The sequence below is a fragment of the Klebsiella spallanzanii genome (genome assembly GCF_902158555.1).
GTDB classification, from domain to species: Bacteria; Pseudomonadota; Gammaproteobacteria; order Enterobacterales; family Enterobacteriaceae; genus Klebsiella; species Klebsiella spallanzanii.
Window position 1 is genome coordinate 260891 of the sequence record NZ_CABGGS010000003.1, and the last position, 17273, is coordinate 278163.

Annotated in this window: 10 protein-coding genes and 1 pseudogene; 3 read left to right on the forward strand and 8 right to left on the reverse strand. The window is 53.6% G+C overall.

The features are described from left to right. Positions 1–18 precede the first annotated feature (18 nt). The 3 genes from FN082_RS06310 to FN082_RS06320 form a co-directional block, all read right to left on the reverse strand. The gene (locus tag FN082_RS06310; RefSeq protein ID WP_139540019.1) at positions 19–2529 is read right to left on the reverse strand and encodes an acyltransferase family protein; all 2511 of its coding nucleotides are present in this window, start codon (positions 2527–2529) and stop codon (positions 19–21) included. A gap of 388 nt (positions 2530–2917) precedes the next feature. Then, positions 2918–4303 carry an MFS transporter gene (locus FN082_RS06315; RefSeq protein WP_142981306.1) on the reverse strand — a complete coding sequence of 462 codons (1386 nt, stop codon included), beginning with the start codon at positions 4301–4303 and terminating at the stop codon, positions 2918–2920. A gap of 57 nt (positions 4304–4360) precedes the next feature. Then, positions 4361–5452: a cellulase family glycosylhydrolase gene (locus FN082_RS06320; protein ID WP_139540017.1), complete on the reverse strand. Its 1092-nt coding sequence runs from the start codon at positions 5450–5452 to the stop codon at positions 4361–4363. Between the two features lie 189 nt (positions 5453–5641). On the opposite strand from FN082_RS06320, the gene FN082_RS06325 reads away from it, so the two are divergent. Continuing rightward, positions 5642–6649, forward strand: a complete 1008-nt coding sequence (locus FN082_RS06325; RefSeq protein ID WP_139540115.1) for a LacI family DNA-binding transcriptional regulator — start codon at positions 5642–5644, stop codon at positions 6647–6649. Positions 6650–6699: 50 nt separating this feature from the next. Here FN082_RS06325 and fumA read toward each other — a convergent pair whose 3' ends face one another. Together fumA and FN082_RS06335 are read right to left on the reverse strand one after the other, a co-directional pair. Further along, positions 6700–8349: a class I fumarate hydratase FumA gene (gene fumA, locus FN082_RS06330; RefSeq protein WP_139540016.1), complete on the reverse strand. Its 1650-nt coding sequence runs from the start codon at positions 8347–8349 to the stop codon at positions 6700–6702. A gap of 55 nt (positions 8350–8404) precedes the next feature. After that, the gene (locus FN082_RS06335) at positions 8405–9910 is read right to left on the reverse strand and encodes an anion permease (RefSeq protein ID WP_142981307.1); all 1506 of its coding nucleotides are present in this window, start codon (positions 9908–9910) and stop codon (positions 8405–8407) included. A gap of 625 nt (positions 9911–10535) precedes the next feature. Between FN082_RS06335 and FN082_RS06340 the strand changes: the two genes are divergently transcribed. Then, positions 10536–13313: a flavocytochrome c gene (locus FN082_RS06340; protein ID WP_142981308.1), complete on the forward strand. Its 2778-nt coding sequence runs from the start codon at positions 10536–10538 to the stop codon at positions 13311–13313. Between the two features lie 68 nt (positions 13314–13381). Continuing rightward, entirely contained in the window at positions 13382–14332 is a 951-nt protein-coding gene (locus FN082_RS06345; protein ID WP_142467280.1) for an FAD:protein FMN transferase, read from the forward strand. Here the strand turns inward: FN082_RS06345 and dcuR are convergent. The 3 genes and pseudogenes from dcuR to FN082_RS30330 form a co-directional block, all read right to left on the reverse strand. Continuing rightward, positions 14313–15032: a two-component system response regulator DcuR gene (dcuR, locus tag FN082_RS06350; protein WP_112214344.1), complete on the reverse strand. Its 720-nt coding sequence runs from the start codon at positions 15030–15032 to the stop codon at positions 14313–14315. The two genes, FN082_RS06345 and dcuR, sit on opposite strands and share 20 nt — an antisense overlap. After that, a complete protein-coding gene (locus FN082_RS06355) occupies positions 15029–16648 on the reverse strand; it encodes a sensor histidine kinase (RefSeq protein WP_112214343.1) in 1620 nt (539 codons plus the stop codon). The genes dcuR and FN082_RS06355 overlap by 4 nt, the downstream gene beginning before the upstream one ends. A gap of 129 nt (positions 16649–16777) precedes the next feature. Then, positions 16778–17032, reverse strand: a pseudogene (locus FN082_RS30330) (LysR substrate-binding domain-containing protein); the annotation flags it as partial. Between the last annotated feature and the right edge of the window lie 241 nt (positions 17033–17273).

A 17273-nucleotide genomic window follows, 5' to 3' on the forward strand; every position in this document is an offset into this window, starting at 1 on the left:
CGTTGCTGCCTGCGCCGGTTAATCGGCAATAATTTTAATACTCAGCAAGCCAATACCAAGTTTTCTACCATCGGCAGACTCACCGGCGTCTTTAGGGCTTTGAGGGTAAGGCGGGATAATCTCGATGCGTTTTGCACCCGCATGGTTAGCGAAATGCAATGCCTCTTCCGCCGCTTGCTCTCCGAGATTGAGACGTTGCTCTTCATTATCAACAATCACCCGCGCCTGTTGACCAATATTAGGGCCGTAGCCTTTACTGATTACCTGCAGCGTAAACCCTTTAGGTAAAGGCTGGATAAAGGAGAGGACCACTGCTGGTGCCGAGTTACCATCGCTCCAGCGACCCCAGTCTTCGGCATGGGATAATCCGGCGAAACTTTCGAGAAAATCAGGAACGCCAGGTTGATTAAACTGATAACCCTGTGCCGGGATTTGGCTTGCGGCTGACTGCGCTGACTTTTCGAGCTTTGGCAGCATGAACTCACTAAAAGAGGGTAGCAGCGTCATGCTGCCAAATGCGCTGAGATGATCGCCATCGAAGAACATCGAGTGACCGTTTTTCCAGACGTGACACTCCGGGCCATCGCAGAGGATCGGGAAGGGATCCCAGATAGCAACCGCAGGCAGCGCGCGGATAACTTTGTTATAGCTTGCCAGAACAGGCGCACGATACTTTTGCAGCAGATCTTGCGGCATGGTCATACCTTTCGCGCAGATAGGGTTGCTACGGTTGAACCAGTCCGAACAGCGGAAAGGCGGTAAGGAGAAGATGGGTTTCGGCGCTTCAAAAACGACATGAACTCCCTGGTCCACAAAGCTACGGAGCTTATCAATGGCGTAATCAACTGAGCGCTGCCGGTTTTCCTCGGCCTGGGCGCTAAAGAACGATTGTTGATGTCCCTGAGAACCAAAGTAGACCCACTGGTCGCTAAAGCGAGGCAGGCGCAATGAGGCGAGGAAAAGCACGTCGCCGGGCTGGATTCGTTGATGTATTGCGTGTAGCGAGTTTTCAGCCTGTTCGCGACATTGCGGATTATCAATATCGCGTTCGCTCTGAAAACTGATGAACGGGCAACCGCCGTTGCGATACACATTGATCTCAAGATTATTGCGAATAGCGAATTGTTTATACAATGCTGCGTAAGCCAGGGTGTGTGAGTCGCCGATAACATGTAATACCTGGTATCTTGACGCTTTTTCCTGCACGCAGCCTTCCGGTTTGAAAACTATCACCTCGACGCCATCTTGAATGATGGTTTGCGGATCGGCACGACAACCAGGGTAATCTGGCGTCGCGGGGCCGCGATCCGGGTACCATAAATCGGCATCGGCGCTAACCTGGCTCAAGGAAATTTTTCCGGCCCGCGCATTCATTGCCGAAGCACCCCACCAACTGATGGCAATAACGCAAAAACCCACGGCGATGATTGCAGGACCAGGCATCTGTCTTGCCATTTTGCTGCGCCGCATAGGGGTTTCGACAATATAGAAAGAGAGCGTAGCCATCACGAGGGTTAACGCGACAGCAAGCGCTTTGGTCAACGGCGTCTCAAGGCCATACGTCCAGCGGAAGAGAACGAAAACAGGCCAATGCCATAAATATAATGAGTAGGATGTTTTGCCAAAAAACAGAATGTAGCGATTTCCCAGCAAGCGGTGCAGCCAGGGGAAACTGTTCTGTTTATACAACGAAAATAGTAATAGCAGCGTTGAGATAACGGCGAGTACTGCTCCCGGCATAGGGAAGTTGTCAGGCGTTGAGATCGCAAATGCGACAAAAAGTCCAGCCAGTGAAATCAGCGCGATAGGGCCGGAAAACCAGTTTTCCCGTCGTTTCGCCTCTGCGCTATTCAGCGTAATCAACTGATAGAGCAGTACACCTGAAGCCAGTTCCCAGAAGCGTCCGGGGCTTAGAAAATAAGCATTGGTAGGGTTGGCCTGTGATTCCCACGCTGAGAAAATCAAAGATATCAGCAGCCCGACGGCGAACAGTATTGCTGATGCTTTTCTACCGCGCTGGCCGTGCAGCCACGCAACAAATAGTATCGGGAATATCAGGTAGAACTGCTCTTCAACGCCTAAAGACCAGGTATGGGTAAAGGGGTTGAATTCTGTAGTGGGGGCGAAGTAGTCGCGTCCGTTAGCCGCCAGAATAAAGTTACTCAGGCCAACAAAGGCAAATAAGCCAGTTTGTTGGTTGACGTCACTTAGCCAGGAGCCAGGAATAAAGAGTGCGGAGACATAGCCGGTGATCAGTAAGCAGGCAATGAGGGCGGGGAAAATACGCTTTATCCTGCGCGCATAGAAGAATGCCAGAAAACGCCAGAAACCTTGCCCTTTGAAGTGGGTAATTGAGGCGCTGACGACAAACCCGGATATCACGAAGAATACATCGACGCCAACGAATCCTCCGGGTAACCATGCGGCATTGAGGTGGTAGATAATCACCGCGATAACCGCCAGGGCACGCAATCCATCAATGAAGGGAAAATACTGCGACTGATCTTTTTGAATTCTTTTGTACTGCATATTCGCCACTCTAATATCACTCTATGAGGGTGATTTTTTATCAAGTCCTGGTTAGCTCGTTCAAAAAGCTAGCCGACCTTAATCAACAATATGATTAATCTGTCTTTCAGGGTTTTTCCGCGCTGAAGCTACGTGGATTCAGTAACAATTTGCATTTCGTTTTGTGATCTAAAATATTCGCCGCGACAATATATTTGATTGTGAAGAAAATGTGGAGGGATAAACGGGGAAAAAACAAATTGTTTTATCCAAATTGGGATGGATTACCTATTTCTCAGGCTTACTTCTATGTAAGAACGAAGGTATTTATTACGCAACAGCTGCTGTAGTCACTGGCGATAACATGCGCCGGGCGGAATGTATCTACCCGGCACTGGAGTTATATTAGCTATGCCGGGCGCGCCTCAGCGTTCGGCTCCTCTGTTGCCGCTTCCGCGCCCTGGCGGCGCAGCGCCAGCAGCCGACAAATCTCCGCGTGTTTCTCCTCGGTGAAAGTAAAGCGGGACATGCAGAGCAAACGAATCAACGATCCGATAGCCGGAAGCAGGCAGATACCGAAGAACAGACCGGTCAGAACACCGTCGCTCTGGCTTTGCGCCTGCGGAATGTAGTCAATCATCGTTAGCCAGATACCAATCAGACCACCACCTACCGCTACTGACATCTTGCCGGTAAATGTCTGACCGGAGAAGGTGATGGCCGCGCAACGACGATGCGTGTGATATTCGGCATACTCGATGGTGTCGGCAATCATCGACGAAGTCAGGATATTGCTCATCATCACAAATAGCGTACTGAGGCCAAGTAGCAGGAAGAGTAGCACCACGTTCTGGTAACCGATAAACCACATCAGCAGACGCACAACGATATCCAGCGTGCAAAGGATCATAAACAGGCGGCGCTTTTGCATATGCCGGGTGAGAAGCGGGGCAACCAGGCAGATCACGGCGGCAACAATTCCCATTATGCCGATTGCCATCTGCAGGCTGGCATCGCCCAGGTTGTAGATAAAGAAGTAGATATAAATACCGTTCGCGACGTTGTGAAAGACGCAAAAGAAAAACGACAGCAGAATGATAAATAGCGGTTTGTTGTGCCGCAGATTACGGAAAGTGTCGCGAATGGTGACCTTTTCCGGGCTGGGCGGTACGCGTTCTTTAATCTGCAGAAAGCCGTTAAGCATCAGCGGCAGACCCACCAGCATCATCACCAGCGCGGCCATGAAATAGCCTTTGTCATTGCTGTACTGAGCGAAGAACGCTGCCAGTTTAGGGAAGAAAATATTCGCGCAGGCGATGCCGGCGTTAACCCCGAGCATGGCGGCGGTTACCGCACGGGTGCGTTGACCAGAATCGTTGGTCATCACCGACGACATCGACCAGAACGGAATATCGGAAATTGCGTACAGGGTGCCCCACAGAATGTAGGTCACTCCGGCGTAAAGGATCTTCGTGGTGAGATCGGCCTCTATTTTGTAAAACGCCAGCAGGGTGACCCCGGTTATCAGCAGCGGCGCGATCAGCAGGAAATGACGAAACTTACCGAAACGGCTGTTTAGCGTATCCATAATACTGGCGAAGAGCGGGTCATGAATCGCGTCCCAGGCACGAGCGATTAAAAAGATGGTGCTCGCCGCCAGAGCGGAGATCCCCAGCACGTCGGTATAAAAATAGTTAATAAATGAACCCACTAAACCAAAGCTAAAACACTGACCTAAACCATAGCCAAAATAGGACCATAACTCGCGAGAAGGTATTTTCATGGTGCTTGCCATCGTGTGTTCCCTCAAGCTCCGTCCGCATTGGTCGGAGCGTCTGTAGAGATAATGTTTTTATGCTTTATTAGGATGCAGCCCAATCCGGCTCAGTTTGTGTACCAGCGCCATTTCGGCTTTAGCAAACGGAATGCCGTTTTCATCAAATACATCGTGGAACCACAGACGGCAGTAGTCAGGAGTGTTTTTCATTACTACCGGCCACGGCAGCCAGGTCTGTGTTTTTCCGCGTACCAGCCCCCACTGATAAGGGGCAATATTGGCGGTATGCATGAGCGGGAGCTGTTCCTCAATCAGGCTGCCGACATGGCGCGCCAGCCACTCGGTGCAGAACAACGGCCTCCCATGCTGTTGAAGCTGGTGAATAATGGCGACCATTCGCGCAGTGTTGGTATAGGCGTGAAAACTAATGACATCAGAGAGCGCCAGCGCCGCCTGGTCTAAAGGGTGCTGATAGAAGACTTCGTTTTCCTTTTCCTCCGGCAATTTCCATGCGCAGACGGTGAGCGGCTGCGTCGGATCCTCTTCCCGCACCCAGCGAAATGCCGACTGCATGAGTTCGAGGGCGTAATGCTCCAGCTTTTCGTCATACAGCACTTCCACAGTGCCGGTAGAAAAAATCCCGCGATTACCTGGCTCGTTATACAGATCCCAAAGCAGCACGCGGCGATCGTCACGAAACTGACGCACGATATCGCGTAAATAGCGTTCGACTTCCGGCCAGGCGTCACGATTGCAGACGATTTCCCGCCCCGGGCTGGCGGCTGCCTGGCTGTTGTGTTTACCGGGCTCCGGGGCTTTTTGCGGACCAAGATAGGGTTCATCGCCAGAGAATCCACAATCATCCATCAGCGTGAGCATTGTGCGAAGGCCGCGTTTATCGGCCAGCTCCAGAAACCGATCGATACGGGCAATCAACCCATCGCGATCGTGCTGCCAGACAATAAACGGCAGATTGATGCGCAGGGAGTTGTAGCCCACATCTGCCGCCCAGCCCAGTTCACGGTCGATAGTTTTTGCATCAAAGGTTTCCGCCTGCCAGATATCGGTCCAGTTCACCGCCGTCGATGGTAGATAATTAAAACCGCATAGCCAGCCCTGCTGCTGATACCAGTTCTGCGCCTGTTCTGTTGTCCACTGCTGTTTCATCGTTGCCTCATTAGCTGATAATAATTAGCTAATAAATATTAGTTGGTGTATAAATGAGCAAATGGCGAAGTAAAAAAAAGCGAAGAGGATCACAATCCTGGCGGTGGCAGGGCAAAGAAACGTGAGCGAAAGCGCAGCTAACGCAATCTACGGTTATGATGTTGGTTCCGTACGCGAAGGGAAGGGATGATGAAACGCAAAACCAAAGTGACGATGAACGATATTGCCAGAGCCGCTGGGGTTTCTCAGGCAACGGTGTCGCTGGTGCTCAATCAGTCACGCAATATAAAACTTAGCGAAGAGACCCGCCAGAGAGTTATTGAGGTGGCAACCGCGCTGGGTTACGACCGTCTACCCGCGATTCACTCCCCGCGCAATCAGCAAGAGATAGCCCTGCTCATTAGCTCGCTGCAGAGCTACGATCCGTTTATTGATGCCATCAGCCAGGCCCGAGAAGCGGCGTGGCGCAATGAAATTCTGCTGACGGTGTATGAATATGGCGATGATGCCGAGCTGGCGATCAACATTATCCGTCAGCTTGAGAAGCGTAACTGCGTAGGGATTATCCTGGCTTCGCCGGTGACCACTATCACTGACATGTCGCAGTTTCGCGATTGTACTGAACTGCCGCTGGTGCTGCTCAACCAGCGCGATCCTGATTCTCCACTGCTGCCGTCTTTTGTCCCGGATGATTACGCTAACGCCTTTCAGGTGACGCGCCATTTGATTAATCAGGGGGCGCAGCGGGTAGCGCATATCACCGGCGAAGCGTGGATGGAAGCGACAAAACAGCGACTGGCGGGATGGCGTGCGGCGCTGGAACAGGCGGGGATCACCGTTCAGGACGAATGGATTTGTGAAACCAACTGGCAGTTCAGCGAGTCCCATCAGGCGACGTTAAAGCTGCTGGCGCTGGAAACGCGCCCCGATGCTATCTTCTGCGCCAGCGACTGGCTGACGATTGGTTGCTATCAGGCGCTGGCAATGCAGGGCATCGCGATCCCTGAGGATATTCTGGTGGCGGGTTATGACGACCAGAAAATTTCTGAACAGCTCACCCCGCCCCTGACCAGTATTCAGTTACCCTACAGTGAACTGGGACGTCTGGCCGTTGAGTATTTGTGCAACGAGGAAGATGCCGCAACCCACGTGACGCTTGCCGGGCGGCTGAAAACACGGAAATCGAGCCAGCGCTGATTGCAAAAAGGCCGCCATTCGGCGGCCGTAAAAGTCAGGTTAACCCCTTTTTAACGCTGTGAACAACCCGCGCACTGCTTATTCTGGATCTGCTGGAAGAAGTCGTTGCCTTTGTCATCCACCAGGATAAACGCCGGGAAGTTTTCCACTTCGATTTTCCAGATGGCCTCCATCCCCAACTCCGGATACGCCACGCACTCCAGGCTCTTAATACTCTGCTGCGCCAGCACCGCCGCCGGGCCGCCGATGCTGCCGAGGTAGAAACCGCCGTGTTGGTGGCAGGCATCGGTCACCTGCTGACTGCGGTTGCCTTTGGCCAGCATTACCATGCTGGCGCCGTGAGATTGCAGCAGGTCGACGTAAGAATCCATCCGACCCGCGGTGGTTGGGCCGAGAGAGCCGGAAGCGTAGCCTTCCGGAGTCTTCGCCGGACCTGCGTAGTAAATCGGGTGATCTTTCACGTACTGCGGCAGCTCTTCACCGTTATCAATCAGCTCTTTCAGCTTCGCGTGGGCGATATCGCGAGCCACAATAATCGTGCCGTTGAGGGTCAGGCGAGTTGATACCGGGTGGGCGGAAAGCTGAGCCAGAATGTCGCTCATCGGCTGATTCAGGTTGATGCTAACCACGTTGCCTTCGCCCTGCTGGCGCAGGTGTTCAGGAATATACTGGCCCGGATTGCTCTCCAGTTTCTCAATCCAGATACCGTGGCGGTTGATTTTGGCTTTGATATTACGGTCTGCCGAGCAGGAGACGCCCATGCCCACCGGGCAGGATGCGCCGTGGCGCGGCAGACGAATGACGCGGATATCGTGCGCGAAGTATTTGCCGCCAAACTGTGCGCCGAGGCCGAGGTTTTGCGCCTCAAGCTGTAGCTCCTGTTCCAACTGAATATCGCGGAAAGCCTGACCGTGCTCGTTGCCTTCGGTCGGCAGCCCGTCGTAGTAGTGGGTGGAGGCCAGCTTGACCGTTTTTAGCGTGGCTTCCGCCGACGTCCCGCCAATCACAAAAGCGATATGGTACGGCGGGCAGGCGGCGGTGCCGAGGGTGCGCATCTTCTCTACAAGGTAGTTTTTCAGTTTTGCCGGAGTGATCAGCGCCTTAGTTTCCTGATACAGGTAGGTTTTGTTGGCTGAGCCGCCGCCTTTAGCCATGCACAGAAACTTGTATTCGTCGCCATCGACGCTGTAGAGATCGATTTGCGCGGGCAGGTTAGTGCCGGTGTTGACCTCTTTATACATATCCAGCGCGGCGTTCTGCGAGTAGCGCAGGTTGTCTTCGGTATAGGTGTTATAGACGCCGCGGGCGAGGGCTGCTTCATCGCCACCGCCGGTCCACACACGCTGGCCTTTTTTACCCATAATAATCGCCGTACCGGTATCCTGGCAGGTTGGCAGCACGCCCTTGGCGGCGATTTCTGAGTTACGCAGAAACTGTAGCGCCACGTATTTATCGTTGTCGCTGGCTTCCGGGTCGAGAAGGATCTGCGCGACCTGTTTCTGGTGGGAAACGCGCAGCATAAACGCCGCATCGTGGAAGGCCTGCTGCGCCAGAAGAGTGAGGGCTTCAGGCTCTACTTTAAGGATTTCCTGGCCTTCAAATTCGGCCACGGAAACGTGCTCATTGCTCAGCAGATAATATTCAGTTTCATCTTTTGCTAACGGAAACGCTTCCTGATAGACAAAGGGTTTAGTCGACATTGCTTTGCTCCCTAAGAGTAAAAACCGCCGGGGTTTCACGCCCGACGGTTATGAATCAGAACATCATGGACATCCACGGATAGCCAATCAGCAGCAGGGCGGCCAGGAAGATGGCGCCGAAGATGGTGCCGAGACGCCAGTAGTCTTTGGTCGGCAGATAGCCGCTGCCGTAGTAAATTGGGCTTGGGCCAGTGCCGTACGGGGTGATGATTCCCATCACGCCGAGTGAGGTCACCATCAGCAGAACGAACACCTGCATATTCATACCCGGAATGGTAGAGGCGATGGTCAGCATTGCCGGCAGCAGCGCGGTGGTGTGCGCAGTGGTACTGGCAAACAGATAGTGCAGCAGATAGAACGCCAGCAGCAGCACGACGGTGGCCACGCCCGGGGAGATGCCGCTCATCAGCGCGCCGCCTTCTTTGCCCAGCCAGGCGATAAAGCCGGTAGAGGAGAGGCCGTCGGCCAGCGCAACCAGGGTGGCGAACCAGGCGAAGGTATTCCATGCCGCTTTGTTACTGGTGATATCGTTCCAGGAGAGTACGCCGGTCCACAACATCAACACGATAACCAGCAGGGCGGCCAGCGCGGGTTCAATCCATTCGGCGGCGAAGATCCACATCATCAGCGCGAAGCAGACAAAAACCAGCAGCAGGATTTCATTACGTGACAGACGACCGAGTTTCTCAAGTTCGCGGGCAGCCCACAGCGGCACTTCATTGTTAACCTTCACTTCCGGCGGGTAGAACCAGTAGGCCAGCAGCGGCATTGCCAGAATCAGCAGGATACCCAGCGGCAGGAAGGCGATAAACCAGGTGCCCCAGGAGATGTTAATGCCAACGATGCTTTTCACCAGCGCCAGCGCCAGCAGGTTCGGCGCCAGCGCAGAGAGGAACATGGAGCTGGTGATGCAGGCGGCGGTGATGGCTACCCACATCAGATAAGAACCAATGCGGCGCGCGCTCGGGTCGTTAGGTTTAGAACCATACAGCGGCGGCAGGTTAGCGATAATCGGGTAGATAGTCCCGCCGCTACGTGCGGTGTTAGAGGGTGTAAACGGTGCCAACAGCAGGTCAGCGAAGGTAATGGCGTAGCCCAGCGTCAGGCTGCGGCGGCCCAGATATTTCACCAGAATCAGCGCCAGACGGCGGCCAAACTGGGTTTTATCGTAGCCTGCGGCAAACATAAAGGCACCGAAGATAAGCCACACGGTGGAGTTACCAAAACCGCTCACCGCCCATTTAAAGGAAGCGCCTGCGAGCTTGAAGTTTGGCGCGGCCAGCTGTTCAGGGCTGAACAGTAACCATTGGCTGCACAGGGCAATCACCACCACGCCCGTGATGCCAATCACCGCGCCAGGCAGCGGTTCGAAGATCAGGCCGACGATCACGCCGACGAAAATAGCAAAGTAGTGCCAGGCATAAGGAGGCAGGCCATCGGGCACCGGGACGAACAGCAGGAGAACGGCGACGATAATGGGCATTGCCATCATCAGTAGACGTTTGTAAGCAGCATTGGTTGCTGCACCGGCAGGCGGTATGGTTGTCTTTTTCTCTTTCATAATGAGTATCTGCAAGTAGTTAAAAATAAGGTTCTGTCACCGGGCAACCATGCGATTTCTTTAGTTGCAAAACTTTCTTTAATTATTAATTGTCGGATCTGGTTAGTGCGATGACGATTATTTAACGCTGTTTGTTGGGCGTTAAATTAAAATGTTTGGATATTTATATATTGCGCTTTCATACGCTGTTGCAATTGATTGAGATCAAGAAAAGCAGGTTGCTAGCGACTTTTTTTAATTTATTGATAACCCTATATGATGAGGTGGTTATTTGTTTAAAATAACGATAAATGTTAAATTCAATAAAATAACATTTGTCTTTATTTTTCCATGTGACTGTTTTGCATAATAAAATTATTGCCTTTGAGATTTTAAATCATTAACAAAAGTTTCTTTTTTGTTATGGTGTGTTTGCGTTATGTGAATGATGTATTTAAATTTAATAATACAATAGAGGTATTGGTGTTATTGCTGGTATTAAATAGTTTTTTAACTAACGTAATTACTTTGGTAACTAAAAATAGCGCTATATTATGGCTATGACTTAAGGAATTACCAAATACAACTAAAAACAATTCCGTCACCCAATTCTGAATTTTCAATATTTAAAATCTGGAGCGTCATTATGACCAGTAACCAACGAATTCTGCGTCCTTTTACTTTGCCGAACGGTACTGAATTAAAAAACCGCCTGTTGATGGCGCCAATGACCACCTGTACCGGTTATTTTGACGGTACCGTGACCAGCGAGCTGGTGGAGTACTACCGCGCTCGTGCCGGCAGTATCGGCACCATTATTGTTGAATGCTGCTTTATCGATGATTACGGCCTGGCGTTCCCGGGCGCAATCGGCATTGATAATGATGAAAAAGTCGCCGGTCTGGCCAAAATTGCCGGGGCGATTAAAGCGGAAGGTTCAAAAGCGATTCTGCAAATTTATCACGGTGGACGGATGGTTGACCCGCAGCTTATCGGCGGACGTCAGCCGGTAGCGCCCAGCGCGATTGCCGCGCCGCGTGATGGCGCAGCAACTCCCCGTGCGCTGAGCGGTGAAGAAGTTGAAGGCATGATTGCCAAGTTTGGCGAAGGCGTGCGCCGCGCAATTCAGGCGGGTTTTGACGGCGTTGAAATTCACGGCGCGAACACCTATCTGATTCAGCAGTTTTACTCGCCGAACTCCAACCAGCGCGACGACGAGTGGGGTGGTAGCCGAGACAACCGCGCTAGATTCCCGCTGGCGGTGCTGGATATTACCCACAAAATGGCCCGCCAGTACGCTGATGATGCCTTTATCATCGGCTATCGCTTCTCCCCTGAGGAGATGGAAGTCCCCGGCATCCGTTTTGATGACACCATGTACCTGCTGGAAAAACTGGCCGCTCGCGGCGTGGATTATCTGCATTTCTCGGTTGGCGCAACCTTGCGTCCGTCCATTGTCGATACCACTGACCCGACTCCGCTGATTGAAAAATACTGTGCTATGCGCTCTGAAACGTTGGCTCAGGTGCCGGTAATGGGCGTAGGTGGCGTGGTGAACGCCGCCGATGCCGAACAGGGGCTGGATCACGGCTACGATCTGATGGCGGTGGGCCGCGCCTGTATCGCTTATCCTGACTGGACGAGGCGAATTGCCGCCGGTGAAGAGCTGGAGCTGTTTATCGACAGCACCCAGCGTGAAGCGCTGAACATCCCGGAACCGCTGTGGCGCTTCTCGCTGGTAGAAGCGATGATCCGCGATATGAGCATGGGTGATGCGAAATTCAAACCGGGGATGTTCGTCGAAACCGTTCAGGACGACGCCAACGAACTGGTGATTAACGTCAGTCTGGAAAACGATCGTATTGCCGATATCGAACTGGCCGCCAGCCCGGTACAAACCGTCGAATTCACCACCAGTTTTGAAGAGATCCGCGAACGCATTCTGACCGCGAATACCCCGCATGTGGATGCGATCTCCGGCGCAACCAGCCAGAGCGAAGCGGTGAAAAAAGCGGTCTCCAAAGCGATGCTGAAGTCCAGCAAAGCGCTGGCCGCCGAAGAAGGCGAAGGCGATGCAACGCCGAAAAGCTATGATGTGGTGGTGGTTGGCAGCGGCGGAGCTGGTCTGGCTGCGGCGATTCAGGCGCACGATGAAGGCGCAAGCGTGCTGATCGTCGAGAAAATGCCGACTATCGGCGGTAACACGATTAAAGCTTCTGCCGGAATGAATGCGGCAGAAACTCGCTTTCAGCGCGTGAAAGGTATTGAAGACAGCAAAGAGCTGTTCTATCAGGAAACGTTGAAAGGCGGGCAAAACAAAAACAACCCAGCGCTGCTACGTCGCTTTGTCGAAAATGCGCCGGAAGCTATTGAATGGCTGGCGCGTCGCGGCATTATGCTCAACGATATCACCACTACCGGTGGGATGAGCATTGACCGTACTCACCGTCCGCGCGACGGGTCGGCGGTTGGCGGTTACTTAATCAGCGGCCTGGTGCGCAATATCACCAAACGCGGCATCGATGTTCTGCTCGATACCTCGGTGGAAGAGGTCCTGATGACCGGCGATGAAGTAAGCGGCGTACGCTTGCTTAATGATGAACAAGAAACCGTTGTAGTACAGACGAAGAGTATTGTGGTGGCGACCGGTGGCTTCAGCGCCAATAGCGCGATGGTCGTGAAATATCGCCCGGACCTGGCGGGCTTCGTGACCACTAACCATAAAGGGGCGACCGGCGGAGGTATTGCGCTGCTGGAACGCATCGGCGCGGGCACGGTGGATATGGGCGAAATCCAGATCCACCCGACGGTGGAACAGCAAACCTCGTATCTGATTTCCGAATCGATTCGCGGCGGCGGGGCTATCCTGGTGAGTCAGCAGGGCAACCGTTTCTTCAACGAGATGGAAACCCGCGATAAAGTCTCGGCATCGATTATCGCGCTGCCGGAGCACTATGCTTACATCGTGTTCGATGAGCACGTCAGGGCGAAAAACAAAGCCGCCGATGAATATATCGCCAAAGGCTTTGTCACCAGCGCCAGCTCGCCGCGTGAGCTGGCGGAGAAACTGGGGATGGATTACCATGCTTTCCTCGCAACCCTGGAGCGCTACAACGGTTTTGTCGAAAAACAGCATGACGATGATTTTGGCCGTACCACCGCGCTCCGTGCGCCAATTAATGAAGGCCCCTATCATGCGATTCGTATCGCGCCGGGGGTTCACCACACCATGGGCGGCGTGACCATCAACACCGAAACCGCGGTGCTGAACGCCGGGCATCAGGTGATTCCAGGCGCTTTTGCTGCGGGTGAAGTGGTTGGCGGCATCCACGGCGGCAACCGTATCGGCGGTAACGCGGTGGCCGATATCATTATCTTCGGCACCCTCGCGGGCCATCAGGCGGCGAAACGCGCCAGAGGTTAACGCACAGGCGATACCTGCCGGGCAAGCGATAACGCGGCCCGGCGTAAACGTCTTCTTAGGGGTACGTTATGTCAGATAATCGCGTCTACAGCTACTCTGCCGTTCTGATGGGTTCGCCCATTCTGCTTAAGCTCTATGTTCATGATGAATCTCTCGCCTCGCGCGTCTTTCAACTGATTAAAGGCTACGAAGACCTGCTTACCGTTAACCGCGCGCAGTCGCAGGTGATGGACATTAACCATGCCGCCGGACGTCATCCGGTCGCGGTGAGCCGCCCGGTCTATGCGCTGATTAAATGCGCCAAAGCCGCCAGTATGGTGCGCGATAGCGCGTTTAATCTGGCGATTGGTCCACTGGTTAAGCTGTGGCGTATTGGTTTTCAGGGGCACCGCGTCCCCGAGGCGCAGGATATCGCCGCCCGACTGGCGTTAACGCGTCCACAGGATGTGATCCTCGATGAGACTGCCGGCAGCGTCTATCTCGTCCAGGCGGGAATGGAGATTGACCTCGGCGCCATTGCTAAAGGCTACATTGCCGATCGGGTACGCGACTATTTGCAGCAACAGGGCGTGGGTGCCGCGCTGATTAACCTGGGCGGCAACGTGCACACTCTCGGTGACTGGGCGATCGGCTTAAAAAAACCGTTCTCAGAGGCGGAGGCGCTGGTTGGTAGCATTGAAGTGGCGGGGCAGTCGGTGGTGACATCGGGAATTTACGAGCGTTACTTCGAACAGGACGGTAAACGCTGGCATCATATTCTTGATCCGCGAAGCGGCTACCCGCTGGATAACGAGCTGGAAAGCGTGACCATAATTTCCGCCGACTCTCTGGACGGTGATATCTGGACCACCCTGATTTACGGCCTTGGCGTTGAGAAAGGCTGCGCGGCGCTGCGCCAGCGCGAAGATATCGAAGCGATTTTTGTGACCAAAAACCGCGACGTTATCCTCTCTTCACAGCGCCATTTTCGCTTCCGGCTGCTGGACGACAGCTATAGCCTTATTGACTGTACTGCTTAAGCAAGCCGTACTGCTCGGCTATCAGGTGATAGCGATACACTGGACGACCGGTGGCGCCATAATGAATGCTGGTATAGAGGATATTAATCTGCGCCAGCCAGATCAGATATTTACGGCAAGATACCCGTGAGATATTCACCGCCGCCGCCAGTTCGTCAGTAGAAAACTCGATGTCCGGGTGGGCATCAATCCACTGGCAAAGCGTACGTAGCGTCTGAGCGGTCAGACCTTTCGGTAGCTTACGTGCATCGGTAGCTTCTGGCACCCCGCCGTGCAGCAGGCGGTCAACATCTGCTTGTTCATAATAGGGTTGACCGGTCATCAGCTTACGCTTTTCGCGCCAGGCAGTTAGCGCCTCTTCAAAGCGCGGGAACTGGAAAGGCTTGATGAGATAGTCAACCACGCCATAGTGCATCGAGGTCTGCACCGTCGCAGCGTCAGCGGCGGAGGTGATCATAATCACGTCGATGGCTCGCCCGGAAGCGCGAATGGTCGGCAGCAGATCCAGGCCGCTATCCTGCTGCATATACACATCCAACAGCACCAGATCTATCTCCAGATCCTTATCGTTAATCATCTCCCTGGCTTTACTCAACGTCGACGCCGTGCCGCTGCAGCGGAAGCCGCTGACCCGCGCCACGTACAAGCGGTTCAGTTCGGCAACCATGGCATCATCGTCAACAATTAATACATTTATCACGCACTTTTCCTTTTACTATCCCAGGGAAGATGAACAAAAAATTGGGTAAACACGCCGGGTTCGGATTCGACGGCCAGCGACCCGCCCAGTTCACGAAGCTGCTGGCTGGCGAGAAACAGCCCGACCCCGCGATTCTCGCCTTTAGTGGAGAATCCTTTATTAAAAATATCATCAATAAACGCTTCCGGGATCCCGGGGCCATCATCGCTGACTTCGCCGCTCAACCAGCCGTTCTGGTAGTGCAGCAACAGACCCACTTCGCCTTCGGCCTGGCCGCTCATAGCATCCAGCGCGTTCTCGATTAAATTGCCCAGCACCGTGACCAGTACGGTAACCTGTTTTTCATTCGGACAGTCCGGCACCAGGCTCTCTTCCGCAAGCGTGAGGGTAAAGCCACGCTCTTTCGCACGCTGAATTTTACCGATTAAAAAGCCCGCCACGACCGGTGATTTAATGCGGTTCTGGATTTCACCGATATCCGCCTGGTAGGTATGGGCTGTTTGCAGCACGTACTCTTCCAGCTTGCCGTAGCTTTTCATATTCAGCAGGCCGAGAATCACATGCAGCTTGTTCATGAATTCATGTGAAGTGGTGCGCAGGGCGTCAACATAGTTCACCATCCCGTCCAGTCTCTGTAGAAGCTGGCTGACTTCGGTTTTATCGCGAAAGGTGCTGATTGCGCCGACCACATCATTCTGGCTACGGACGGGAACGGTATTGCTGATCAGCAGTAGGCCGTTACAGCCCAGCTCCCGATCGTAAATCGGCTCCCCGGTTTGCAGCACCTCCTGCAAATCCGCCAACAGCGGCGTTTGCGCAATATCGTGGTTGGGGCTGCTAAACAGCATATTGCGCGCGGCGGGGTTAATCAGCGTGACCTGGCCGTCAGCATCCACCGCTACGACGCCTTCTTTTAATGAATGCAACATGGCCTGACGCTGCTGGAACTGAGTTGAGATCTCCTGAGGTTCAAGGCCCAGCAGTACGCGCTTCAGACCGCGGACCAGGCTCCAGGTACCAATGGCGCAAACCAGCGCACTGAACAGCACGGTTAAAATCACATCCCAGCGGCTGGCGGCGATTTGCGTATCGACTTTGCTCAACGAAATCCCGATAGCCACCACGCCAATTTGCTGGTGGCTATCGTCAAATACTGGGGTAAATACCCGTAGCGCCGGGGCCAGTACGCCGTGGTTGACGGCGACGTTCTCTTTACCCTTCAGCGTCGGCAGGATGTCATCGCCGATAAAAGGTTTGCCGATAATTTGGCTGTTGGGATGCGAATAGCGGATGCCGTCCATATTGGTGACCACGGCGAACAGCAGGCCATTACGTTTGGTGGCGGCCAGCGCCAGCGGCTGGATGATACCGCTATCCGGCGGCAGCGCCAGACCGCGTTTGACCTCCGGGGTGTCCGCCAACGTCCTTGCCACCGCCAGCGCAGTGTCCTTCACCCCGTCGCGGGTTGCGCCGCTTATCTGCATAAACCACAGGGCATAGACCAGAATCAGTACTGAACCGATCACGCTGCCAATCATTAAGGTGACGGCGGTGCTCAGCTTCATACTCATTGGACGTTTACGCGCGGGCGCAGCCTGCTGCGCTAGTTTATTCATTCCGACCCCAGGGTAAAACTCATAGAGTTGTATTATCGCTGAACGAAAGGCTTTCATAAAGCTGTGTAATAAAAGCAAAATATAGTGCGAGCGCGCAGTTGGTACGTATCGGGCAAATCCGCTATGGGCTTATTCGCCGCATTCAACCCGCAGATAATCGACAAACGCCCGCAGCGGCGACGCCATTTGCTTACGGCTCGGGTAGTAAACGTAAAAGCCGGGGAAGGCGGGCGTCCATTCAGGCAGGAGCTGAACCAGCTGCCCTGACGCTAACCAACCGTCAACCTGATGAGCAAACTGGTAAGCGATACCCACTCCAGCCAGCGCGATGGGGGTGAGCATCTCCGGCTCATCGACCACAATCGGCCCTTTGACCGCGATTTCACCAGGTCTTTTCGCGGGAAGCCCCGTCCTTTTAGGTCTGGGAGGTAGAGCGAAGCGGGCGACAGCCCGCTCATTGATGCCCGTCAATAATAACTGCACAAACATTGTATATACATACAGTGTGAACATTCAGACCAAAACACTATCAGTCCGGGTTAAAGACCGCCACGTCGCCGTTTTGCGGCAAATGGCCTTTGAGGTCAATCAGGTCTTTAATCTGGCAAACGAGATAACCAGCGTG

Coding starts and splice junctions, on each gene's coding strand:
- FN082_RS06310 (WP_139540019.1), bottom strand. CDS start 2,529: ATGCAGTACAAAAGAATTCAAAAAGATCAGTCGCAGTATTTTCCCTTC.
- FN082_RS06315 (WP_142981306.1), bottom strand. CDS start 4,303: ATGGCAAGCACCATGAAAATACCTTCTCGCGAGTTATGGTCCTATTTT.
- FN082_RS06320 (WP_139540017.1), bottom strand. CDS start 5,452: ATGAAACAGCAGTGGACAACAGAACAGGCGCAGAACTGGTATCAGCAG.
- FN082_RS06325 (WP_139540115.1), top strand. CDS start 5,642: ATGAAACGCAAAACCAAAGTGACGATGAACGATATTGCCAGAGCCGCT.
- fumA (WP_139540016.1), bottom strand. CDS start 8,349: ATGTCGACTAAACCCTTTGTCTATCAGGAAGCGTTTCCGTTAGCAAAA.
- FN082_RS06335 (WP_142981307.1), bottom strand. CDS start 9,910: ATGAAAGAGAAAAAGACAACCATACCGCCTGCCGGTGCAGCAACCAAT.
- FN082_RS06340 (WP_142981308.1), top strand. CDS start 10,536: ATGACCAGTAACCAACGAATTCTGCGTCCTTTTACTTTGCCGAACGGT.
- FN082_RS06345 (WP_142467280.1), top strand. CDS start 13,382: ATGTCAGATAATCGCGTCTACAGCTACTCTGCCGTTCTGATGGGTTCG.
- FN082_RS06355 (WP_112214343.1), bottom strand. CDS start 16,648: ATGAATAAACTAGCGCAGCAGGCTGCGCCCGCGCGTAAACGTCCAATG.